Origin of the sequence: Gluconacetobacter entanii (genome assembly GCF_003206495.1) — a bacterium.
Taxonomy (GTDB): Bacteria; Pseudomonadota; Alphaproteobacteria; order Acetobacterales; family Acetobacteraceae; genus Novacetimonas; species Novacetimonas entanii.
Genome location: NZ_NKUF01000016.1, coordinates 52,226 through 74,622, shown reverse-complemented (window position 1 = coordinate 74,622; position 22,397 = coordinate 52,226). Strand labels below are relative to the sequence as shown.

At 65.3% G+C, this 22,397-nt stretch carries 20 protein-coding genes, 3 pseudogenes and 1 riboswitch; of the genes and pseudogenes, 9 read left to right on the top strand and 14 right to left on the bottom strand.

The window, feature by feature from the left end; genetic code table 11:
- The coding region (locus CFR72_RS09010; RefSeq protein WP_146220696.1) for a transposase domain-containing protein at positions 1 to 130 on the top strand (130 nt) is incomplete at its 5' end.
- Between the two features lie 28 nt (positions 131 to 158).
- Here the strand turns inward: CFR72_RS09010 and CFR72_RS09005 are convergent.
- The 5 genes and pseudogenes from CFR72_RS09005 to CFR72_RS08985 form a co-directional block, all read right to left on the bottom strand.
- Positions 159 to 287: pseudogene (locus CFR72_RS09005) on the bottom strand (YigZ family protein); the annotation flags it as partial.
- 43 nt (positions 288 to 330) lie between these two features.
- Positions 331 to 1,725 carry a DNA repair protein RadA gene (gene radA, locus CFR72_RS09000; protein WP_110913628.1) on the bottom strand — a complete coding sequence of 465 codons (1,395 nt, stop codon included), beginning with the start codon at positions 1,723 to 1,725 and terminating at the stop codon, positions 331 to 333.
- Between the two features lie 173 nt (positions 1,726 to 1,898).
- Complete coding sequence (locus tag CFR72_RS08995; RefSeq protein ID WP_110913627.1) at positions 1,899 to 2,690, bottom strand: ABC transporter ATP-binding protein; 792 nt, start codon at positions 2,688 to 2,690, stop codon at positions 1,899 to 1,901.
- Positions 2,687 to 3,472, bottom strand: a complete 786-nt coding sequence (locus tag CFR72_RS08990) for an MlaE family ABC transporter permease (protein WP_110913626.1) — start codon at positions 3,470 to 3,472, stop codon at positions 2,687 to 2,689. Before CFR72_RS08990 ends, CFR72_RS08995 begins: the two co-directional genes overlap by 4 nt.
- A gap of 239 nt (positions 3,473 to 3,711) precedes the next feature.
- Positions 3,712 to 4,920: a multidrug effflux MFS transporter gene (locus CFR72_RS08985; RefSeq protein WP_244182230.1), complete on the bottom strand. Its 1,209-nt coding sequence runs from the start codon at positions 4,918 to 4,920 to the stop codon at positions 3,712 to 3,714.
- 330 nt (positions 4,921 to 5,250) lie between these two features.
- Between CFR72_RS08985 and CFR72_RS08980 the strand changes: the two genes are divergently transcribed.
- The gene (locus CFR72_RS08980) at positions 5,251 to 5,487 is read left to right on the top strand and encodes a DUF3297 family protein (protein WP_003616637.1); all 237 of its coding nucleotides are present in this window, start codon (positions 5,251 to 5,253) and stop codon (positions 5,485 to 5,487) included.
- A gap of 159 nt (positions 5,488 to 5,646) precedes the next feature.
- Here the strand turns inward: CFR72_RS08980 and CFR72_RS08975 are convergent, their stop codons facing one another.
- The 7 genes from CFR72_RS08975 to CFR72_RS08945 form a co-directional block, all read right to left on the bottom strand.
- Positions 5,647 to 8,241, bottom strand: coding sequence for an MMPL family transporter (locus tag CFR72_RS08975; RefSeq protein WP_110913624.1), 2,595 nt, complete (start codon positions 8,239 to 8,241; stop codon positions 5,647 to 5,649).
- Positions 8,242 to 8,452: 211 nt separating this feature from the next.
- Positions 8,453 to 9,469 carry a lysylphosphatidylglycerol synthase domain-containing protein gene (locus CFR72_RS08970; protein ID WP_110913623.1) on the bottom strand — a complete coding sequence of 339 codons (1,017 nt, stop codon included), beginning with the start codon at positions 9,467 to 9,469 and terminating at the stop codon, positions 8,453 to 8,455.
- Positions 9,470 to 9,540: 71 nt separating this feature from the next.
- Positions 9,541 to 10,026 carry a 6,7-dimethyl-8-ribityllumazine synthase gene (gene ribH, locus CFR72_RS08965; protein ID WP_110913622.1) on the bottom strand — a complete coding sequence of 162 codons (486 nt, stop codon included), beginning with the start codon at positions 10,024 to 10,026 and terminating at the stop codon, positions 9,541 to 9,543.
- A 22-nt stretch (positions 10,027 to 10,048) separates the two neighbouring features.
- Positions 10,049 to 11,317 (bottom strand): 3,4-dihydroxy-2-butanone-4-phosphate synthase, encoded by a 1,269-nt coding sequence (gene ribB / locus CFR72_RS08960; RefSeq protein ID WP_110913621.1) that lies wholly within the window; start codon positions 11,315 to 11,317, stop codon positions 10,049 to 10,051.
- On the bottom strand, positions 11,317 to 11,931 hold the full coding sequence (locus CFR72_RS08955) for a riboflavin synthase (protein ID WP_110913620.1): 615 nt from the start codon (positions 11,929 to 11,931) through the stop codon (positions 11,317 to 11,319). Before CFR72_RS08955 ends, ribB begins: the two co-directional genes overlap by 1 nt.
- The gene (ribD, locus tag CFR72_RS08950; protein ID WP_110913643.1) at positions 11,913 to 12,986 is read right to left on the bottom strand and encodes a bifunctional diaminohydroxyphosphoribosylaminopyrimidine deaminase/5-amino-6-(5-phosphoribosylamino)uracil reductase RibD; all 1,074 of its coding nucleotides are present in this window, start codon (positions 12,984 to 12,986) and stop codon (positions 11,913 to 11,915) included. Before ribD ends, CFR72_RS08955 begins: the two co-directional genes overlap by 19 nt.
- Positions 12,987 to 13,079: 93 nt before the next feature.
- A riboswitch (FMN riboswitch) is annotated at positions 13,080 to 13,242 on the bottom strand.
- A gap of 286 nt (positions 13,243 to 13,528) precedes the next feature.
- Positions 13,529 to 14,368 carry an MIP/aquaporin family protein gene (locus CFR72_RS08945; RefSeq protein ID WP_110913619.1) on the bottom strand — a complete coding sequence of 280 codons (840 nt, stop codon included), beginning with the start codon at positions 14,366 to 14,368 and terminating at the stop codon, positions 13,529 to 13,531.
- A gap of 413 nt (positions 14,369 to 14,781) precedes the next feature.
- Between CFR72_RS08945 and CFR72_RS08940 the strand changes: the two genes are divergently transcribed.
- Positions 14,782 to 16,305 carry a hypothetical protein gene (locus CFR72_RS08940; protein ID WP_244182229.1) on the top strand — a complete coding sequence of 508 codons (1,524 nt, stop codon included), beginning with the start codon at positions 14,782 to 14,784 and terminating at the stop codon, positions 16,303 to 16,305.
- A 30-nt stretch (positions 16,306 to 16,335) separates the two neighbouring features.
- Positions 16,336 to 16,626, top strand: a pseudogene (locus CFR72_RS18020) (hypothetical protein); the annotation flags it as partial.
- On the opposite strand, the gene CFR72_RS08935 reads toward CFR72_RS18020, so the two are convergent.
- Positions 16,598 to 17,152: a hypothetical protein gene (locus CFR72_RS08935; RefSeq protein ID WP_244182227.1), complete on the bottom strand. Its 555-nt coding sequence runs from the start codon at positions 17,150 to 17,152 to the stop codon at positions 16,598 to 16,600. The pseudogene CFR72_RS18020 and the gene CFR72_RS08935 sit on opposite strands and share 29 nt — an antisense overlap.
- Before the next feature lie 270 nt (positions 17,153 to 17,422).
- On the opposite strand from CFR72_RS08935, the gene CFR72_RS08930 reads away from it, so the two are divergent.
- Positions 17,423 to 17,650, top strand: coding sequence for a DUF3126 family protein (locus CFR72_RS08930; RefSeq protein WP_003616619.1), 228 nt, complete (start codon positions 17,423 to 17,425; stop codon positions 17,648 to 17,650).
- A 62-nt stretch (positions 17,651 to 17,712) separates the two neighbouring features.
- Here CFR72_RS08930 and CFR72_RS08925 read toward each other — a convergent pair whose 3' ends face one another.
- On the bottom strand, positions 17,713 to 18,336 hold the full coding sequence (locus tag CFR72_RS08925; RefSeq protein ID WP_110913642.1) for a DUF2939 domain-containing protein: 624 nt from the start codon (positions 18,334 to 18,336) through the stop codon (positions 17,713 to 17,715).
- 162 nt (positions 18,337 to 18,498) lie between these two features.
- On the opposite strand from CFR72_RS08925, the gene CFR72_RS08920 reads away from it, so the two are divergent.
- The 4 genes and pseudogenes from CFR72_RS08920 to pyk all read left to right on the top strand — a co-directional run bounded on the left by CFR72_RS08920 (position 18,499) and on the right by pyk (position 22,379).
- Positions 18,499 to 19,332 (top strand): HesA/MoeB/ThiF family protein, encoded by an 834-nt coding sequence (locus CFR72_RS08920; protein ID WP_110913617.1) that lies wholly within the window; start codon positions 18,499 to 18,501, stop codon positions 19,330 to 19,332.
- Positions 19,329 to 19,739 (top strand): DsrE family protein, encoded by a 411-nt coding sequence (locus CFR72_RS08915; protein WP_233044701.1) that lies wholly within the window; start codon positions 19,329 to 19,331, stop codon positions 19,737 to 19,739. The genes CFR72_RS08920 and CFR72_RS08915 overlap by 4 nt, the downstream gene beginning before the upstream one ends.
- A gap of 17 nt (positions 19,740 to 19,756) precedes the next feature.
- Positions 19,757 to 20,803 carry an SH3 domain-containing protein gene (locus tag CFR72_RS08910; protein WP_110913616.1) on the top strand — a complete coding sequence of 349 codons (1,047 nt, stop codon included), beginning with the start codon at positions 19,757 to 19,759 and terminating at the stop codon, positions 20,801 to 20,803.
- Positions 20,804 to 20,936: 133 nt separating this feature from the next.
- Positions 20,937 to 22,379, top strand: a pseudogene (pyk, locus tag CFR72_RS08905) (pyruvate kinase).
- Positions 22,380 to 22,397 lie beyond the last annotated feature (18 nt).

Here is a 22,397-nt window from a genome sequence, read left to right as displayed (position 1 = left end):
CCGGCTTAATCCGCACGATTACCTCGCCGACGTCCTGGCCCGTATCAACGAGCACAAGATCAACCGGCTCCACGAACTGTTGCCATGGAACTGGAAACCAGTGAATACACTGCACAGACAGGCCGCATAATCAAGGCGGCCCAGAGCGGCCGGTTACGATAGGCCCAGCAGTTGTGCGTGGCGTCGGGATCGCTGACCTCGGCAATGAACGCCATCGCCGCCTCGGCCGAGGAAACGGGGGCCGCCTGTGCCAGGAACAGGCTCTTGCGGACTTCGCGTTCCAGCATCACCTGCTGCGTCAGGATCAGGGGCGTCTCGCTCACGCCGGGGTCACTCCCCTTCTGTTGCGAACAGGCTGACCAGATCGCCAAGGTGGCCGATCTCATGCAACTGCATGCCTTCGGGCGCGCTGGGACGGCGGTTGCCACGCGCGATGCGACGCGGCAGGTAGGCGCTCTCGAACCCCAGCTTGTGCGCCTCCTTCAGGCGCGTATCGGCCAGCGAGACCTGACGCACTTCCCCCGACAGGCCGACTTCGCCGAAATAGACCGCACCCGCATGCGTCGGCTGTCCCGTCGCGGCGGACACCAGTGCGGCCGCCACAGCAAGGTCGGCGGCCGGTTCCATCACCCGCAGGCCGCCCGCGATGTTCAGGTGCACATCCATCGCGTTCAGCTTCATCCCGCAACGCGATTCCAGCACCGCAAGCAGCATGTTCAGCCGCGCCGTCTCCCATCCCACCACGGCGCGACGCGGTGCACCATCGCCTGCCTTGGGCGACAGCAGGGCCTGCACCTCCAGCAGGACGGGGCGCGTGCCCTCCATCCCGGCGAAGACCGCAGACCCCGCGATATGCCCGCGCCGTTCGGCAAGGAACAGGGCGGACGGGTTGGGTACCTCCACCAGTCCATGATCGGTCATGGCGAAGACGCCGATTTCGTCCGTTGCGCCAAAGCGGTTCTTCGCCGCGCGCAGGATGCGGAACTGATGCCCGCGGTCGCCCTCGAAATACATCACCGCATCGACCATGTGTTCCAGCACACGCGGACCCGCCAGCGCACCTTCCTTGGTCACATGACCCACCAGCATCAGGCAGAAGCCGCGCTGCTTGGCCAGGCGGATCAACTCGAACGCGGAGGAACGGACCTGGCTTACGGTGCCCGGCGCGCTTTCGACCGTTTCCATCCACATCGTCTGGATGGAATCGATGACCACCAGCGCCACATCACGCTCGCCCTCCAGCGTTGCCGTGATGTCCGCGACATTGATCGCCGCCGCCAGTTCCAGCCCCGGTGTATCCAGCCCAAGGCGGCGGGCACGCAGGCGGATCTGGTCCACCGCCTCTTCGCCGGAGATATACATTACCCTGCGCCCCATCCCCGCCAGCGCGCAGGCCCCCTGCAGCAGCAGGGTCGATTTGCCGATGCCCGGATCGCCGCCCACTAGCACGACGGAGGCCGGGACCATGCCGCCGCCGAGCACGCGGTCGAGTTCGCTGATCCGTGTCTCGATCCGTTCGGGCGGCGGCGTGTCACCATCCAGTCCGACCAGTTCGATGCGCTTGCCGCGACTGCGGCGGGGGGCGACGGCACCGCCGGCCGTGGGTTCGACCGTTTCTTCCACGATGCTGTTCCATGCACCGCACGCGTCGCACCGGCCCGACCATTTCGGGAAGACCGCGCCACAGGACTGGCAGACGAAGCGGTTGGCGGGACGGCGTGCCATCTTGGTTCCTCAGCTTGTGAAAGGGCGGCGGATTTGTCGTAAAGATCAGGCCGACAATACCCTGAAATCATAAAAGTTTTTGGTGAAGCTTTTTGCAAAAAGCTTCAAGGAACGTCGCCTTTTTCGATCAAAAGGCGACACCCAAGAACTTTTAACATTTTCCAGACAGTGCCTCAGACGCGGACATCCACCTTGATCGGTCCCTCGCGGCGACCGTGGGTGAACTGGTCGACAATCGGGTTGCCACTGTCAAGCAGCGATGTCGCCGGTCCCTGCCAGATCAGCTTTCCCTCATACAGCATCGCCGCCTGGTCGCCGATCCGCTGGGCGGAGGCCATGTCATGGGTGATCGCAATCGCGGTCGATCCCAGCTTGCGCACGCAATCGACGATCAGCCCGTCAATCACCGCCCCCATGATGGGATCAAGGCCGGTGGTCGGTTCGTCAAAGAACAGGATTTCCGGCCGTGCCGCGATCGCACGCGCAAGGCCCACGCGCTTTTGCATGCCGCCCGACAGTTCGGCGGGCGACAGCGCACCGACGGCCGGGTCCATCCCCACCTGTTCAAGCAGTTCGCCTGCGCGTTTCTTCGCATCCGCACGGCTGATCTTATGTTTGTGCTGCCGTCCCGCCGCCATCAGGCCAAACGACACATTTTCCCAGACCGTCAGGCTGTCGAACAGGGCGGCGTTCTGGAACAGCATGCCGATCTTTTCCATATACGGCTCACGATGGCGCGGCGACAGGGTGGTGACATCCACGCCGTCGATCTCGATCGTGCCCGCATCCGGCGTCACCAGCCCGAGGATGCAGCGCAGCAGCACCGACTTGCCCGTGCCAGACCCGCCGATGATGACGAAGGACGTCCCCTCCATCACATCGAGGTCCACCCCGTTGAGCACCACCTTCGGGCCAAAGGACTTGCACAGGCCGCGAATGCGGATTTTCGGTGTCGGTCCGGTCATTGTGAAAAGAACACATCCGTCAGCAGGTAATCGAAGGTCAGCAGCAGGATCGACGCCGCGACAACCGCCGCCGTCGTGGCGGCGCCCACGCCCTCGGCCCCGCCACGGCTGTGATAGCCATGGTAACAGCCCATCAGCGCGATCAGGAAGCCGAAGATCGCGGCCTTCGCCAGTCCCACCGTGACATCCATCATCTTGAACGACGAGATGGTGGCCGAAACATAGGCCTGCGGCACGAAGTTGAGCTTCATGACACAGACGATGAAGCCGCCCATGACGCCAAGGATATCGGCGATGATGACCAGGGACGGCAGCGCCAGCGTCCCGGCCAGCAGGCGTGGGGTGACAAGGTATTTGATCGGATTGGTCGAAAGCGTGCTGAGCGCGTCGATCTGGTTGGTGACCCGCATCGTGCCGATTTCCGCCGACATTGCGGCCCCCACGCGCCCCGCCACCATCAGGCCCGCCAGCACCGGCCCAAGCTCACGCGTGACCGCAAGGATGACGATACCCGCGATCGCGCTCTGCGCATGGTACTGCGCGAAGCCGGTATAGGATTGCAGCGCGATGACACCCCCCGAAAACAGCGCCGTCAGCGCCACGACGGGAAGGGAGAAATACCCGATCTCGATCAGCGAACCCCAGAACGTCCGCCAGTAGAAGGGCGGCCGCACAAGGTGCGAGACCGCCAGCAGCCCGAACAGCGTCACCTGACCCGCCATGCGGACCATGTCGAGCAGCGTGCGGCCGATGCCTGCGATGAAATCGAGGATCTTATCCATGCGCGCGCTCCGGATGGGGCAGCGGCACGGAGCGGGAGAGGAAAGCGGACATCTTCCTGCCGTAGCGCGGGATGGTCATGGCGTCAAAGCCAAACCGCGTGAGACCCGATGGCCTGCCGTAAGCGCGCCAAAAAGAGGCGGCGTCGTGAGACGCCGCCAGAGTTTAGGGAGGAAACGTCCATGAAGCACACACGTCATGCGGCTTCGCCCCCAAGGATGGAAAAAGCGACCGACCGGTGTCAAGCAGAAGTGCCAGAAAGGGACGCATGTGATACTTTTTTGTCACAGATATGCCGCCAGACATTGCACGCCGCCATGGCCACCACGCCCACCATGATCGTCACCGCCAGCGGCACCGGCGTGTGGAACGTCACATGCCCCAGCACGAATCCGCTGAGTGCGGCGAGGGAGAACTGGATCGTGCCCATCAGTGCCGAGGCACTCCCCGCCTGGTGGCCATGGTGGGTAAAGGCCAGCACCATCGCATTGGGACCGATGAAGCCCAGCGTGCCGGTAATCCCCATGATCAGCAGGCAGATCACCGCCGGATGCTGCGGCCCGGCAAAGCCCGACAGTGACAGCGCAAGGCACAGCGCACTGGTGCACAGGCATACCAGGATGCCGATGTTCAGCAGCCGCGTCAGGGAATGGTGATGCACCAGCCACCCGTTGACCTGCGCCACGGCGATGAAGAATGCCGCGTTGATGCCGAAGAACATCCCGAACTGCAGCGGGGTAAAGTGCAGCAGCTTTTCAAACAGGATGGGCGAGGCCGTAAGGTAGGCGAACATCACGAATGACGAAAAACTGGTGATCAGCGCGCTGGACATGAAAACCGGTTCACGTACCAGCCCCATGTAGCGCGAGGCAATGCCCGATGCCGACAGCGGGATGCGCCGCGTCGTGGGCATGGTGTCGGGCATCGCGGCGGCCACCGCCACCAGCGCCAGCGCGGAATAGAGGACCGCGATCCAGAAAATCCACCGCCAATGCCCGACCGACAGCACAAGGCTGCCCAACGAGGGGGCAAGGATGGGCATCAGGCCGAACACCAGCGTCAGTTGCGACATGATCTTCGCACCCTGCCGTCCCGTTGCGACATCACGCACGATGGCGCGCGGCACGACCGAGCAGGACGACCCGCCAAGGGCCGCGATGAACCGGCACAGGCAGAACAGGTCCAGCGTCGTGGCGCAGGCACACCCGATGGAGGCCAGCGTGAATACCGCAAGCCCCCCGATCAGGGGAATCCGCCGTCCCAGCCTGTCCGACAGCGGCCCCATGCTGAACTGTCCCACCGCAAGTCCCGCGAACCACGCCGCCAGCGTGATCTGGCTGGCCCCGTTGCGCCCCCCGGCCAGTTCGAGGTCCAGCACGGGAAAGGCGGGCAGGTACATGTCGGTCGAAAGTGGCCCGATCGCGGTCAGCAGTCCCAGAAGTCCGATCATCCACATCGGCATGAGGGGGGGGGCAGGGCGGAGGACGCGGGACGGGAAGACGCGGTGGGGGCGGCACTGGACATGGGAACGTGGCTCTGGGGCAGGGCGGGCGGCACAGGAGATGTGACGGTCGGCACGACGGAGGATTTCGGGGTTTCATATCCGTGGTTTCGGGGGTGTTTGTCCATGTTTTCATGCATGCCGATGTCCCCTGCCATGACATGACGGAGGGGCGCTGCATGCATGTCCGTCCATCGCGGTATCCGCTGCTTGGATTACCGGGACGAAGCCGCTATGTCAGGCACACTTGGATTTTTCGCACACTGAAAGAGAGCGCACATGACCGAGACCGTTCCCGATCGCCTGTCCGCCAATCCCTCCAGCCCGTTTTACAACGAGGCCCTGCTTGAACGCGGTATCGGCGTCCGCTTCAAGGGGATCGAGAAGAACAATGTCGAGGAATACTGCATCAGCGAAGGCTGGGTCCGCCTCGCCGTCGGCAAGAGCACGGATCGCCATGGCAACCCGATGACCATGCTGGTGCGCGGCCCGGTCGAGGTCTGGATCAAGGACTGAATTTTCTGCCCCCGCGAAGACAGTTCTACGCGGGCGATATCCGGGCGCTGCCCGGACCCGGCAGGGATCGCGATCCCTGCACCCTGATTCGTTTATAAAGTCATGGTTTCCAAAGGTCCGCGACCTTTGGCGGGGTTTCAGGGGCAACGCCCCTGAGCCTTATTCCTCGTCAATCGCCCGCTTGGGCAGCAGCGCTGGCACGAAGACCAGCGTCGCGACCAGCGTGCAGGCCAGTGACAGCAGCAGCAGGCGGCCCATGCTGGCCGTGCCCGGATGGTGCGACGCCGCCAGCGAACCGAACGCCGTGCCGGTCGTCAGAGCGGAAAACAGCACCGCGCGCGCTGTGGGACTCGACAGCGGCATCTTCACGCCCGCGCGCCAGTTCATGACGAAATAGATGTTGAACGACACGCCCACGCCCAGCAGCAGGGGAAGGGCTATGATGTTGGCGAAGTTCAACTGTTCCGGCACGAACACGATCAGGATGACCGTCATCAGCGCCGACAGCAGCAGCGGTGCCAGCACCAGCGCCGAATCCAGCAGGCGGCGCAGGGCGACCGACAGGATGATGCCGATCATCACGATCGCCGCACACGCGGCCATGACGAAGGCATGGACCATGGTCGCGGCACTTTCGACGATGTCGATGGCGCTGCCCGCCGCCGTGGGCGCGACCTTCTTGATCTCGTCCACATAACGGTGCAGCGCGGTGTTGCCGGTCATCTGCTTGGTGGGATGCACCTCCACCAGTGCGCGGCCGTCAGGCAGCAGGTAATCGTTGGCAAGGATCGGCGGCACGTCGGAAATCGACACCGGCTTGGCCTGTAGCATGGTGCGCAGCATGTCCAACTGCATCGGCAGGAAATGGACCAGCGCCTCGTTCGTGGCGAGGATCGTCTGGTCATCCGCATGCGACAGGCGCGCCAGCGTGGACTGGATCTGGCGCAGCGGGTCGTTGGCCGCCAGCTTGTCCAGTACGCCGCCAAGGTCGGCCGCCGTTTTCGCGGCGGCTTCACGCAGGGCATTGGCGTCCGGTGCGGGCTTGGGGTTGGGGACGATCAGGGTCGGCAGCATGATGTTCGCCGCATCCTGGATCATCGGCAGCTTGGTATTCTGGTCGGACGGCACCAGCGATCCCAGCCACAGCGCATCATGCACCAGCGGCAGTTGCGACAGCTTGTCCGACATGGCGTGCGCCTGGTCGAGGTTGGGCATCAGCACATCGACGGAGTAGGGCGAATATTGCGGTTCCGACATCAGCATGCCCAGCGTGACCATGCCCTCGGACTTGGGGTTCTTGGTATGCAGCGGGTCGGCATCGAACGTCAGCGTCGGGATCAGCCCGGCCCCCAGCAGGGCAAGGCAGGCGAACACGGCCAGGATCGGCTTGCGATGACGGCGGATGCTGATGTCGATCGGCTTGGCAAAGGCGAAGCCGACCGCGCCATGGCCCGCCGTGGGGCGGAAGATCCGCAGCAGTGCCGGCAGCAGCGTCAGCGTGCAGACAAAGGCGAAGATCATGCCAAAGCCCGCGATCAGGCCCAACTGCGCCACGCCGACAAAAGCGGTGGGCGTAAAGGCAAGGAACCCGGCGGAGGTCGCGGTCGCGGCGACAAGGATCTGGTGCCCGGTCTCATTGCCCGTACGTTCCAGCGCATCATGCAGCGTGGGCACGACCCCGTTGGGCAGGGACTGCGCACGGAAACGCACGCAGAACTGGATGGCGAAATCCACCGCGATGCCGACGAACAGGATGGCGAACGCCACGGAAATCAGGTTCAGCTTCCCCACCGCCAGCGCCGCGAAACCGGTGGTCAGCAGCAGGCCGGAGACCAGCGTGATGATGATCGGCGCGATCAGCCGCCACGTATGGACCGCAAGAACCAGCCACAGCGTCACCAGCACCAGCGAGCCAAGCAGGCCGGCCACCATGCCTTCGGCCACGGTCGCGAATTCCTCGTCCGCGATCTGGATGTCGCCGGTGATGTGGATGTGCGCCCGCCCGGACTTCACGAACGGCAGGTCGCGCGCGGCGTCGCGCATGGCGTCGGCGGCGGCCCCGCCGGGCTGGAACGAGTCGTAGTCAAGCTTGGGCTGCGTCACGACAAACTGGTACTTGCCGCCAAGGTCGGCAAGGTCACCGGCCAGCAGCCGCTCCCACGACATCGTCTCCGGATGGCCCTGCGCCGCATGGTCCAGCGTGGTGGCAAAGCCCGACAGCGCGGACTGGAACCCCTTGAGGTCGCCTTCACCATGTTCGATGCCCAGCGCGATCATCGACAGCGCGCCAAACAGGCCGCGCCCCGACGGGTCGGCCGCAAGCTGCCCCAGGAAGGGCTGGGCTGTGATGGTGGTGTCCAGCACCCGCTCCAGCGCCTTGGGGTCGAGTAACATCAGACCGTTGCGCACGAGGTAGGGGTCGGTCTGTGGCGTGGTGACGTAATTGAAATGCGTGTGATCGCCCTTAAGCCGTGCGGCAAGGTCGATGGCCGTCTGCTGCGCCTCTTCGGGCAGGGCCGCGTCGATCACCGCGACCAGTTGGTCCTGTTTCTGCGGGAACAGGCGCCCCATCTCGTCCGAGCGCTGCTTCCACGGCAGGTCGGAGGAGAACATCGTCCCCGTATCCGTGGTGACGCCCAGCCGCGCATAGCTTGCATAAACTGCCCCCCCGACCAGAACGGCAAAGGCCAGGACCACCGCAATGGCCCGGTTGGAACAGAACGCGACAAGACGCCCAAGGGGTACCGACAGCATGACGAGTTATTCAGCCCTTCAGAAACCGTTGCCGATGCGTATTTCGTCCTGGCACCGGGTGGAAGAGCCTCGGTTTGGCCCATGAAGCACATGTGATGCAAGGCGGTTCTTTGTTACCATGGCCCCCATCCATGTCATCAACATGGCGCAGGCCAGCGCGCGACGGCGGCAGGGGGGCGTCATCGCGGCGTGGGAATGCGGGGCGCGGCGTTCATGACTGTTCCGGAATCTCCGTGCCGTGCGCGGGGTTTTTCGCGTCCTCCGGCACGATCCAGTGCAGTTCCATCCACTGCAATCCCACCAGTGACGGCAGGCCCCATGCGATCTCACGCAATCGTTTGATGAGCGACAGCGCGATGGCGACCTGTGGCGACACCCCGAACAGGCCGGCGATGATGATGTAGCCCCCTTCGGACACGCCAAGCGCTCCGGGCACGGCGAAGCCCGCGGACTTCGCCGCCTGCCCCACGCTTTCGATCACAAGGCACTGCCCCAGCGACAGCGGGTGGCCCACGCCGTGCATGATGATGCTGACCTCGAACGTGCCAAGCGACCATCCCAGCAACTGCAGCGCGCCCGCGCGGAGCGAACTGGAGCGTGTCTTGTACAGCGTGATGATTTCATGGTGCAGGCCGCGGATGTCCTCCATCCCGCCCCAGCCAAGGTGGGCCGCAATGCGCATCAGCAGCCCTTCGATCAGGGACACCGCGCCGAGATACTGGCTGCCGAAGAACACCGCGCCCAGCAGCAGGGCCGCGCCTGCGCTTTCCATCAGTTCGTCCGTCACGGCGGAGCGGTTGACGAGGCAGAACAGAACCCCGAGCCCGATGAGCGTGAACGTCACCTGGCTGAGCAGTTCGATCGTCAGGTCGCAGATGGTCGATGCCGCCGCCCGGCGCAGACCCACCCCATGGCGGCGTGACAGCAGGCGCGCGGTAATGACCTCGCCGCCGACCTGCGCAACCGGAAGGAGGTTGTTGATCCCTTCGCGCGCGCAGCGCAGCGCAAGGAAATCGCCCAGTGGCAGGGGACGGCGATGGCTTTCGGCCAGGATCTTCCACGCAAGGGCGGAGGCGCAGACCTGGGTTGCATGGAAGATGATGACGACCGCAATGCTCCACCCGCCCGTGGCGATCAGGGCAAGGATGTCATGCAGGCCGAAACGGGAGAGCATCCATACCGTCAGCCCGATCCCGAATGTTCCGGCGATGAAAGTGATCAGCCTCATCCGCCGTCCTCTTGTCGCGCGCCGTTGTCCGTGTCGCATGCGGGGCCTCCGCGCGCGGGTGCGCTACAACCTTAACAGCCTCTTATTTTCTGTATCAATGCAAGACTTTCGACACAGGCGGCCACGGCCTCGCGTCCCTTGTTGTGGATGTCGTCGCGTGAACGCGCGATTGCCTGTTCATCGGTGTAGGTCGTCACCACCCCGAACGCGACCGGCACCTCGGTCGAAAGCGACGCCTGCATCAGGCCAATGGTGGCGCCAAGGCTGATGAACTCGAAATGCGCGGTCTCACCCTTGATGACGCAGCCAAGGCAGACCACCCCGTCGTAACGCCCGGTTTTCGCCAGCGTCTGCGCCAGCAGCGGCAGTTCATAGGCGCCGGGGGCATACATGACATCATCGTCGCGCATGGCGATGTCATGTTCACGCAGCCACGCCAGCGCGCCGTCACGCAGGCCATGGGTCACGTCTTCATTGAACCTGCTGACCACGATGGCCAGGCGCGGCGCCCGGGCGAAGGTCAGGTCCACGGTGGTGGAGGGGATGTTTGTACTCATCAACTGTTTCCTGAAGTGGGCCTCAGTCCGCGACCTGGGCGGTCGCGGGCAGGCAGAGCTTGTGGCCCATGCGGGTGCGCTTGGCATCCAGATAGGCGCGGTTGAACGGGTTGGGCGCGATGTCGAGGGCCATGCGCTTGCGCACGGTGAACCCGCGCTGCGTCAGGGCGCTGACCTTGTCGGGATTGTTGGTCATCAGGTCCAGCGTCCCGATTCCCAGCGCGCGCAGGATGTCGGCGGCGACGTTCCAGTCCCGTGCATCGGTGTCAAAGCCGAGGCGGTGATTGGCGTCCACGGTGTCGAGTCCCATGTCCTGCAGCGCGTAGGCGCGGATCTTGTTCGCAAGCCCGATGCCGCGTCCCTCATGCCCCTGCAGGTAGACCAGCACTCCGGATTCCGCACGGTCGATCCGTTCCAGCGCCGCCTGAAGCTGCGCGCCGCAGTCGCAGCGCAGCGATCCCAGCGCATCGCCCGTGACACATTCGGAATGCAGCCGCACCAGCGGCACGGTCCCCTTTGCGTCGGGCTGGCCCTTGACCATCGCGACATGTTCCGTCCCGTCGGGCGCGCGGAAGGCGTGGATGATCATGTCCTCCCCGCCAAAGCGACTCGGCAGTCTCGCCTGCGCCACCTGCTCCACGCGCGGGAAGGGGGAGGCCGTCTCGCCCGGTGCGGCGCTTGCCTCGGCCCGTGCGCGCAGCCAGGCTGCGAGTTCGGCGATGGAAAGGATCGGCAGTCCGTGCTTTTCGGCAAAGGGGCGCATGTCGTCCATGCGCGACATGGTGCCGTCGTCGTTCGTGATCTCGCAGATCACGGCGGCGGGGATCAGGCCTGCAAGGCGGGCGAGGTCGATCGAGGCCTCGGTATGGCCATCGCGTTCCAGCGTCCCGCCCGGCTTCGCACGCAGCGGGAAGATATGCCCCGGCGAGACAAGGTCCGATGGCTGCGCATCCGGGGCCACGGCGGCAAGGATGGTGCGCGCGCGGTCAGCGGCCGAAATGCCGGTGGTCACGCCCTCGCGCGCCTCGATGGAGACGGTGAAGGCCGTGCCGCGCGGGCAGGTGTTGACCTGCGTCATCATCGGCAGGCCAAGCTGCGTCACGATGGCCGGGGCCAGCGGCATGCACACCAGGCCACGGGCATGGGTGATCATGAAATTGATCGCCTCCGGCGTGACAAGCTCGGCCGCCATCACCAGGTCGCCTTCATTCTCGCGGTCCTCGTCATCGACAAGGATGACCATCCCGCCACGCCGGATCGTCGCGACCGCTTCTTCCAGCCGGGGGGGCATCAACGGTACTGGCATAATGACTCCACGTATTTTGCGATGACATCCACCTCCACGTTCACCTCCGCGCCGGGCGTCAGCGTGCCCAGCGTGGTGTGTTCCCACGTGTGGGGGATGATCATGAGTTCGATGCGGAATTCGTCAGGCCCGCCATCCTCGCCCGGGGCGCCGACGGCGTTGAGCGTCAGGCTGATGCCGTCAAGGGTGATCGACCCCTTGTCCACGAGGTAGCGGCGCAGGCGCGCGGGCACGGCAAAGGCGATGTGGCGGGCGTCCCCGTCCGGCGTGACCGACAGGAGGCGGGCGGTGGCGTCCACATGCCCCTGCACGATATGGCCCGACAGGCGTGTCGCAGGCGTGACCGCGCGTTCGAGGTTGACGCGCCGCCCCGGTGCGAGATGCCGCAGCGAAGTACAGTCCAGCGTTTCGGGGCTGATGAAGAACGTGGCGTTACCCGCCGGATCGAACGTCGTCACCGTCAGGCACACGCCATTGACCGCGATGCTTTCACCCAGCGACAGGTCCGCAATGCCGGTTGCCACCGCGACCTCCAGGTCGCGTTCGCCGCGCTGCGTCGTGGTGACGGTTCCCAGATGTTCTATGATACCTGAAAACATGTCGCTCCTTTCGGGATATCCAGTTCGGGAAACAGGCATAGCGGCGTGTCATTGCCGTCGCGGATGGCGACGCCCATCGTCTCCGTCCCGTCAGGGTTCACCCCGATCGTCAGCCAGTCATCCCAGATGTCATGCATGCGCAGCGCCGACAGCAGGGTCGGCCCCGCCTCCACCAGCGCCCACATCGCCCCCGCCTGTCCCAGCAGGTCCGGCAGGTGCGTGATGTCGGTGCAGGTCCGCACGTCGAAGCCGCGTGCCTCGGCCTGCGCGATGTAGGCCGCATCCACCTGCCCGCGCGTGGTGCAGGCCACCAGCAGGCGCGCCCTGCGGCCCGGATGGTCGCTCACGCGCCGCACGTCGAGGCCGGGCCGGTCCGCCGCGATGGTGCCGGTGGCGGTGACCACGGCATCGGTCGCGCGGCGCAGGCGATGGGCAAGGTCGAGGGCCGCGGCGGAGGTAAAGGTCGTGCGGCCGACAGGGGGCACCATTGACCCATTGATGTCGAGCGCCTGCTTGACCGTGATCCATGCCCGTCCCGTGCGGGTCAGGCGGGCGAAGGGGGCGATCAGGCCCCGGCACTGCCGCGCCAGTCCTGCGGCCTCCGGACCGGTCACATCGGACAGGAACCGCACGTCACAACCATGGTCACGCAGGTAATCCGCCCCGCCGCCCGCGACATTGGGGTTCGGGTCCGCCGCCCCGATCCACACGGTGCGGATGGGGGTGCCCATGATGGCCTGCGAACACGGCCCGGTGCGGCCGGTGTGGTTGCAGGGTTCAAGGGTTACGACGATGGTATGGGCGCGTTCGATCAGGCCGAGTTCGCGGCACAGCGCGATGGCTCGGGCCTCCGCATGGGGGGTGCCTGCACGATGGTGCGCGCCGGTGCACAGGATGGCACCGGCAGCGTCCAGTATCGCACAGCCAACGGGCGGGTTGGGCGCCGTCGCGCCGACATGGTGCACGGCATCCGCCACCGCCGCGCGGAAGGCGTGTCCGATATGGGGGGGAAGTTCCTGCGCCCTTATCCCCGTGCGTGCATGTCCGGCCGACATGTCCACGACGCTACTCTCCATCCACTATGCGGACGGACCCGGGGCGTACGACGCCTGCATGCCGCCCCCATGGCCGGGGACGGACATCCTGACATGCGTTCTCTATCATCCGGACTGTAACCGTCGGTCCCGGGGTCTCACCGGGTCTGCTGTCCCTGTCGGCCAATGCCGTCAGGCGCTCGCGGACTGATGGCGGGACCGCAAGGCCCCGTCAAACACCGCCGGTGGGGAATTGCGCCCCGCCCCGAGAACGTCTGCGGACCGGTTCCCATGAACCGGCCCATCAACTGCGTTATAGTTTGGGAAGAATGACAGGCAATTGCAAGCCCCGTCCCCGATCACATTCGCCGAGAGGAAGGAAAGGTTCAGGGCTCTGCCCTGAAACCCGCCAAAGGGCATTGCCCTTTGGAAACCATGACCTGTTCCATGGACCTCGCTATAGAGGCAGGGATTTTTTCGAATAAAAGTTTTTGGTGAAGCTTTTTTCAAAAAGCTTCAAAGAACGCCGCCTTATTCAAAGACAGGATGGCACCCGAAAACTCCTATTCCCCCGTCTCCACCCGCTTGCGCGTCGGATGCCACAGGGAGGGCACCCGCCCGTGATGGCCGAAATTGACCAGGCGCGCTTCCTCCACCTCCAGATGGCCGAACAGGTGCGTGCGGATCGCCAGCACCGACAGCGACGCCCCCGCGAACGGGCCGATGGCATAGATCCAGAACGACGTCCACTGCCCCGAAAACACCGCCGGGGCAAAGCTGCGGGCAAGGTTGGAACTGTTACCCGACAGCCATGCGGACACGGGGTTGAGCAGCAGGAAGAACAGGCCACCCGCCCATGGTGTCAGTTCCTTGAAACGCGGATGGCCCGCCAGCCAGTAGAGCATGAGGATCAGCAGCGCCGTCAGCACCAGTTCCGTCACCAGCGGCCACAGGATGGGCACCTGCTGCGCGGGCACCGTCGCCGCGTATCCCGCCGCCGTCACCAGATGGCCCCAGAAGGGGAACAGTGTCGCGGCGCAGGCCAGCAGCCATGTGCCAAGGCACGCGCCGATCACCTGCGCGATGATGTAGCCGCACAGGTCGATCCAGCCGAGTTTCCCCGCCAGCGCGAACGCCAGCGAGACCGACGGGTTCAGATGCGCGCCACTGACCTTGCCGAACGGGGTTATGGCCGCGACCGTGCCCGACAGGCCGAAGAACAGGCCGCACAGCGCGGTCTGGATGATGGGATGGGGGACAAGCCACGCCCCCACGATCCCCTGCGGCACCGTCAGCACCGCGACGGCGACAATGCCGCAGATCATCATGACCGCAGTCGCCACCATTTCGCAGCCATACAGCGTCCAGTGCAGGGGATGGTCGGGATGGGCGGCCCCGGACATGGGGCGATCCTCCTGCGTGGGACGGTTCTTTCCCTGGGGAGCGGGGGATGATGAAGCAGGACTGATGTTCACGCCGCTTCCTTCAATGCAGTGACTGGCCCTTGCGCCGGAAAACTGGCGCGGACCCCTTGTCTACAGGAAGAAATGTTATGAAATATATATAATCATGCGAATATAAGATGCTGAATTCAATAATAATTAAATAACTGTTTTTCTTATTTTTATTGATGGGCCAGCATCCCGCAAAGTGTATGCGACAAAAAACACGATCGTGACATGAAATACTTGTGTGCGCCCATATTGCCAGCGCCTTGCCTGTCGCTGTATTCGTCTGGGCTGTTGTCACACATGCGATGATGTTCTTTTAGCTGCTTTAGGGACTGCGTGCCGGACCGATGTGCTGTTGGCAGAAAATGCATGACCCTGTCCGCAACCGCGACGGGGAAGCCCCCCGCCGTGGGGCGGTGCGTGGCGCGGTCATGGCGCTGTCGGGGATTGTCGCGGCCTTTGCCGCCCTGCCGGCCCATGCCGACGACCTGAGCGAAATCCAGGCCATCCGCGAGGAGATGCGCAGGCTGGAGGCAAAGGTCGAACGGCTGGAGGCCCATCACGCCCATGCCCCTGGCAATGGCGGGCACGTGGTCGCAAGCCACGGCCTGCGGCAGAACAGCCTGTCGAGCAGTACGACACCATCGCACCCCATCGACCCCCATGCCGTGCCCGACCTGCGGCACCTGTCGATCGGCGGTCCTGCCGTGTCCGCCGACAGCCAGACCGCGGCGGAGGAGGCGAACGAGGCGATTCAGGACGCCAATGCGCAGCCACAGCCACAACTGAACATGGATTCCTCCAGCCCGCTGTCGATCACCCAGACCGGCGTGGACAGCCTGCCGCCGGTCTTCCGCATTGGCGGCGTGTCGGTGCGTCTTGGCGGGTTCATCGACTTTTCCAACATCTATCGCAGCAAGAACCTGACCAGCGGTCCTGCCACAAGCTGGGGCAGCTTCCCCTACGCCAACAGCCCCAACGCCCATACCGGGGAATACCGTCCTTCGGCACAGTTGACGCGCCTCAGTGTGCTGCTGCAGGGGACGCCTACGGACCATCAGGTGCTTTCGGCCTATATCGAGACCGATTTCGGTGGCGCCGCCGGCACCGCCAACAGTTACCAGACCAACAGCTACACCCCGCGTATCCGCCAGGCCTACATGACCTACAGCGATACGAAATGGGGGTTCCATGTGCTGGCGGGACAGGCGTGGAGCCTGACGACCGGATACACGCAGGGCCTCCTGTCGCGGCATGAGCAGTTGCCCCCCGTGGTGGACAACAACCAGATCCCCGGCATCGTCTTCACCCGCGTGCCCCAGATCCGCTTCATCAAGGATTTCGGCCGCAAATGGTGGGTCGGCCTGTCGTTCGAGGCCCCGCAGGTCGCCTTTGCGGAATCTGATGGCATGCTGGATGACGGCACGCTGCAGCCGGGCGTGGGCATGCGTGGCGGCACGGACATCCTGTACAACAATTCCGGCACCGGCATGCTCAACCACGATGCCAAATACAGCATGGATGTCGCGCCCGACATCGTGCTGAAGGGTGCGCTCGATACCAAACTCGCCCATTACGAGGTCTATGGGCTGGCACGCTGGTTCAAGGCGCTGGAAAAGGCCTACAACACCAATTCGATCCGCGAGCGGATTTCCTTTGCCGGCGGTGTCGGCGGGGACATCACCGTCCATGCCATCCCCAAATACCTGCAGGTGACGGGCAACGTGCTGGCGGGCAGGGGGATCGGGCGCTATGGGCCGTCGATGATCTCCGACGCCACGTTCAAGGCCGACGGCACGCCCGCGCCCATTCCCGAACTGATCGGCAGCCTCGGGCTGATCGGGCATCCGACGAACAATGTGCTGCTCTATCTCTATGGCGGGATCTAGACGGCGGGCCGCAATACCTATCGTGGCCTCGACGGGCGGCAGTACGGCTATGGCGTGAGTGACCTCGACCTCGAATCGTGCGATATCGAACAGATCACCTCCAGCACCTGCAACGCGCAGACCCGCACCATCGCCGACATGACGATCGGTGGATGGTGGCACATGCTGCAGGGCCGCTATGGCGCGGTGATGACCGGCGTGCAGTACACCTACGTCCACAAGATCGCATTCTCCGGCACGAACGGCGCGGGGCAGCGGATCGACCCTACCACCGGCGGCAACACGATCTACGTCACTTTCCGTTATCTGCCGTTTCAGTAAGCGGGGCATGCAGCGCGGTGAGGCAGTCCTCCACCTGATGGTTGAGGTGGATGTCATGCACCTTGCGCACGCCCGCGATCGCGCTGGCACGCCAGCGCCGGGTCATGCCGGCATCGGCACAGATGCGCCCACCGCCTAGCACCGGCCCGTTGCCGGGGTCGAGGACCTGGAGTACCGCATGCGGATTATGCGCAAGCCCCCGTCGCAGCGCCGCCTGCAGGGCGCTGGCATGTGCGCTGTCGGTACTGGCGATCAGGTCGGGCACCAGTTCGATCCATCCGTCCCACCCGGCGGAGACGGCGCGGATCACATGCGGCCATGCCTGCTGCCGGTTCAGTTGCGCCACGCTTTCCCGTGCGCCGTTCTCGTGGATCTGCGTCGCAAGCCACCGCGCGGTGAGCACGCGCGACGCCTCCACCGGGGCGCCGGGCGTCGCAGGGGTGCCGGCCGCAAGCGCGGTCAGCCCGATGGGCAGCGCAAGCAGCAGCCAGAACAGCACGAGGCGGGGGAGGGAGCGTATCCGCAAACTTTTTTCCCATGATGTTGTTGTTGAACCTGTAAGTGGCAAAAGACCGCGACTTCGTGGCAATCACGGGGCAGGGATGGGGAAAATCATGGGCACGGAGCGGTTGCGGGGGGCACGCCATATGCCTATAGCGTGCGGCAATATCCGCATTTCACCATTGTGCAGCGGGCACGGCCCGGCAGGCCGCGACATTTCCGGTTTTCCATCCGCCCTGCGTATGGGCATGTTCGTGATCCCGCCATATCCACCCACCAAGGAGAGACAAGACCGATGAGCGCCATTTCCACATCCGAGATCAGCCGCCTGCAGACCTGCCTGCGCCGCCTGCTCGGCTCCCCAGGCCTGACCGTCAACGCCCCGCCGCGCGCGGGCCTGTCGGTCGAACTTGCCGTCAATGGCGAGGTCGTGGGCACCATCCACCGTGACGAGGACGAGGGCGAAGTGTCCTACGCCGTGCACATGACGGTTCTGGAAGAAGACCTGCCGCCCGCGCGCTGAACCACGCCGCGCATTTCATGCGGCCTGCGTGCCTGCGTTTTCCCCGGCCTGACCCGTAAGGATCAGTGCCGGGTGATGGCGGGGGGATGGGCCTGCGTGGCGGAGGCTTCCATCAGTGGCTGCCGCGAGGTCGGCAGGTCGATGCGATGGATCTTCCACTGGAACGCATGGATGCGCATCTGCAGGCGCAGCGGCGTTTCGCGTTCATGGCCGGGCATGACGATGCTTGTCTCGAACAGGCCGGGCTTGACGAATCGCGCATGCACCCGCTGCACGAAGGCCAGCGGGGTGAAGGTCGCCGTCACCTGTCCCTGTGGGACAAGGTGGTCAACGATCTCGCCAAGGTTGTTTTCGGTCACGTTCGTGTCGATGGCGTTCGATACGGCGGTGGAGGCGAACGAGGCCCCGAATTCCGGCAGGTCGTCATCCGCCGGCTTTTCACCCAGCAGTTCACTGACCGCCTGTGTCTTGAGGCTGTCGCGCACGGAACCCCAGCGCAGCGTCTCCCCAAGGCCGTGCATGTCGTGGCTCTGGATGGCGGACGAAATCGACCACAGCGTGACGAAGGGCGAGGCGGCATACAGCGATGTCGCCGCGGCAAATGTCCCGGCACAGATCCAGCGCGCCTGCTGCCTGCGGAGTTCCGACAGCGCCGACGGGATTTTCATGCGGGAAAGAGAAGACATTGTTTTATATTCCCCCATGGTGGTTTCGCGGTCAGCCCGCACTATACTGGAAACATATCGGGCATGCATTGGTTTCATGAAATGACACCCATGACATCACGAAATTGTGATTTTATCAAGGGCTCCACGGGCCTTGAAACAACATCGGGCCGGGGGTGACGGATGGATTTTTCCGAAGACGAGATACAGCGCTACGCACGCCACATCCTCCTGCCGGAGGTCGGCGGCACGGGGCAGGAAACCCTGCTGAAATCCCGTGTCCTGATCATCGGGGCCGGGGGGCTTGGCTCCCCGCTCGCGCTTTACCTTGCCGCCGCCGGCGTGGGGCGGATCGGTCTGGTGGATGACGATGTGGTGGACCTGTCGAACCTGCAGCGCCAGATCGCCCATGTCACGGCGCGGGTCGGCCATGCAAAAGTCGATTCGGCGGCGGAGGCGATGCGCGCGCTCAATCCCGGTGTCACGGTCGATTGTCATAACATCCGGCTGGGGCCGGACAATGTGCGCGAACTGGTGCGCGGATATGACATCGTGTGCGACGGGTGCGACAATTTCGCCACCCGCTACCTGCTGGCCGATGCGTGCGCGCTGGAACGCCGCACGCTGGTTTCCGCCGCGGTGCTGCGGTTCGAGGGGCAGCTTTCGACCTTCCGCCCGCATGACGGGGGGCCGTGCTACCGCTGCCTGTATCCATCCGCCCCGCCAGCGGGGATGGTGCCGTCCTGCGCGCAGGCCGGGGTGTTCGGCGCGGTGACCGGCGTGATGGGCACCCTGCAGGCGACGGAGGTGCTCAAGGAACTCCTCGGCATCGGGGAGGGGCTGTCGGGGCGCCTGCTGGTGTGGGATGCGCTGGCGATGCGGTTCCATACCATCCGCCTGTCGCGGGACCCGGACTGCCACCTGTGCGGGGACCATGCCACCATCCATGACCTTTCGGCCCATCACGGCGCGCCTGCCGGTGCGGCGTGCGCGCATGACCCGGTGGCGGCATCGTGACGGCGGTGACATCCGGCGGCGGCGCGCCCGCGCCGGAGGATCTTGCGATCCTGCTGCTCGACGGGGGGTACGAACGGGCACATTATGCGCTGGTCCTTGCGGCATCGGGGCTTGCGCTCGGGCGGTCGGTCGTGCTGTTCGCGGCGGGGGGCGGCGTGCAGGCGCTGGCGCGGGACTGGCGCGGATTGCGCGATGCAGGGCAGGATGCCCAAATGGCGGCACGCGGGGTCGCCACGTTCGAGGCCCTGCGTGACGCGGTGGTGGAACTGGACTGCGACCTGCTGGCGTGCGAGGCGGGACTGAGGCTATGTGGTCTGCGGCACGAGGCGCTGCTGGCTTCGGTGCGTGTCGCGGGGGTGCCGACATTCCTGGATGCCGCCCGGGGGCGGCAGGTCATAACGTTATAAAAGGATCGAGGAACGCGATGGCGCAAGGCACGCGGCATGTTTGTGCACCGCATGTTTCCACCGCGCGGGCGGTGAACACTCTGGCGGCCTCCCGCTTCGGGATGCGGTCGCGTCACCTGTGGGGTGTCGCGCATGTCGCGGCCGTGCTGGTGCCCCTTCTGGGGGGCGGCATGACGTGGGGCGCGTATGCGGCGGCGACCGCGACAGCCTCCACCACGACGCAGGCGGGCGCGCACCATGCCCATCATCATGGCGCGCACCATCACAAGGGAACGGCGGCGGAAAAGGAAAAGAAGGAGGCCCATGCCGGGCACAAGGCGGCCCACAGGCATGAGCATGCCGCCGCCGCGGCCACCGCCCCCCCTGCTGCGCCCGCACATCACCATCCCCACCCGGCGGTGGTCGCGGCCCCGGTTGCGGCGGGTGCTGCGGCGGCAGGTGCCGCCGCCGTCGCGTCCGGTGCCACCGCGCCCCCCGCCGCCGCCGGCATGGCCCCGGACAAGGGCAGCGTGACCGGCCTGCCGCTGCCGCGCTTTGCCGCGTTCCGCGCGGACGAGGTCAACCTGCGCGCGGGACCGGGACAGCGTTATCCCATCGACTGGGTGTACCACCGTCGTGGCCTGCCGGTGAAGATCGAGCGTGAATTCGATGTCTGGCGTCTGGTGGAGGGCGCGGACGGGCAGAAAGGATGGGTGCATCAGGCAACCCTGGTGGGGACGCGCACGTTTGTCATACCGGGGCAGCCAGTCCAGGGTGATACGCAGCAGACCGGCCAGCCATCCGAAAAGGAAACGGATGTCATCGGCCGCGCCGACAGCCGCATCGTCGGGCACGTGGCTGACGCCGCGCAGGCGGCGGCCGTGCCCGGTGGCGTCATGCTGCGGGCGAAGGCCGATCCCACGTCCTCCATCGTCGCGGTGCTCAAGCCCGGAGTGGTGGGGACGCTGCGCCAGTGCCCGGCGGGTTCGGGCTGGTGCCAGGTCACGGTGAAGCAGTACTCCGGCTGGCTGGAACGCCAGGCGCTGTGGGGGCTTCTGCCGCAGGAAGTCATCGCGCCGTCCTGATTATGGTCGGGCGTGTGCGGTGACGGGGCATTCCCTGCTGCCTGCACGCCTGTCGGGCACGCATCGGGAATGTCGGTTCAGGCAAGGGCCGTGACGGGCGCATGTCGCGTCCGTCCGGCAAAGAGGATTCCCGATGGACCCTTTATTCGCGCATGACCAGCGACGCACCAAGATCGTGGCGACGCTGGGGCCGGCCACGTCCAGCTACGCTACCATACGTGCGCTGGCGGATGCCGGCGTCAATGTGTTCCGCCTCAATTTCTCCCATGGGCTGCACGCCGAACATGCGCAGCGCCATGCGACCATCCGCGCGGTGGAGGCTGAACTCCAGCGGCCGCTTGGCGTGCTGGCCGACCTGCAGGGGCCGAAGCTGCGGGTCGGCACCTTTGCCGAAGGCAGCGTCACCCTGCGGCCCGGCGCGATGTTCCGCCTCGACCTCGACGCCCGTCCCGGTGACGAGACGCGGGTCCACCTGCCGCATCCCGAAATCATCGAGGCCGCTGCGACCGGCAGCAGCCTGCTGCTTGATGACGGCAGGCTGCGACTGGAGGTGTGCGAAAAGGGCGCGGATCACCTCCTGACGCAGGTGATGGTCGGCGGGCCGCTTTCGGACCGCAAGGGCGTCAACGTGCCCGATGTGGTCCTGCCGATTCCCGCCATTACCGAAAAGGACCGCGCGGACCTCGCCTTCGCCCTCGAACTGGGGGTGGAATATATCGGCCTGTCCTTTGTCCAGCGCCCGGAGGACGTGCGCGAGGCGCGCGAACTGGTGGAGGGGCAGGCCTGGATCCTGACCAAGCTGGAAAAGCCGCAGGCCATGGAATGCGTGGATGAGGTCATAGCCCTGTCGGACGTGGTGATGGTGGCGCGCGGCGACCTTGGCGTCGAACTGCCGCCCGAACAGGTGCCGGTGGCGCAGAAGCAGATCATCCGCATCGCACGCCGCATGGGCCGTCCCGTCATCATCGCGACGCAGATGCTTGAAAGCATGGTCCATGCCCCGACCCCCACCCGGGCGGAGGCGTCGGATGTGGCGACGGCGGTGTTCGACGGGGCGGATGCGGTCATGCTGTCGGCGGAAACCGCCGTGGGCGATTACCCGCGTGAGGCGGTGGAGATGATGGACCGCATCGTACGCAGCGTGGAAGGGGATGCGGGATGGAACCTGACGATGCAGGCCGCCACCCCGCCGCCGGTTGACAGTACGGTGGCCGATGCCATCGCCGCCGCGTCACGGCAGGTAGCGGTGTCGGTGGATGCGCCGGTCATCGTGGCCTTTACGCTGGCGGGGCGTACGGCGCTGCGCATTTCGCGCGAACGGCCCGACTGAGCCATCATTGGCCTGACGCCCACGGATGAGATCGCGCGCAGGCTGTGTGTCGCATGGGGCGTCGTCGCGCTGTCGGCGGGGCAGGAGGTGCCGGTCTATGGCATCGAGACCGTGGTGGACCAGGCGCTGGAGGCCGCAACGCTGTCGCGCTGCGCCGGGCCGGGGGATGCGGTGGTCATTGCCGCGGGCCTGCCCTTTGGCGTGACCGGCAGCACCAATACCCTGCGTGTCGCACGGGTAAAATAAGGTAATAAAGCACTGATA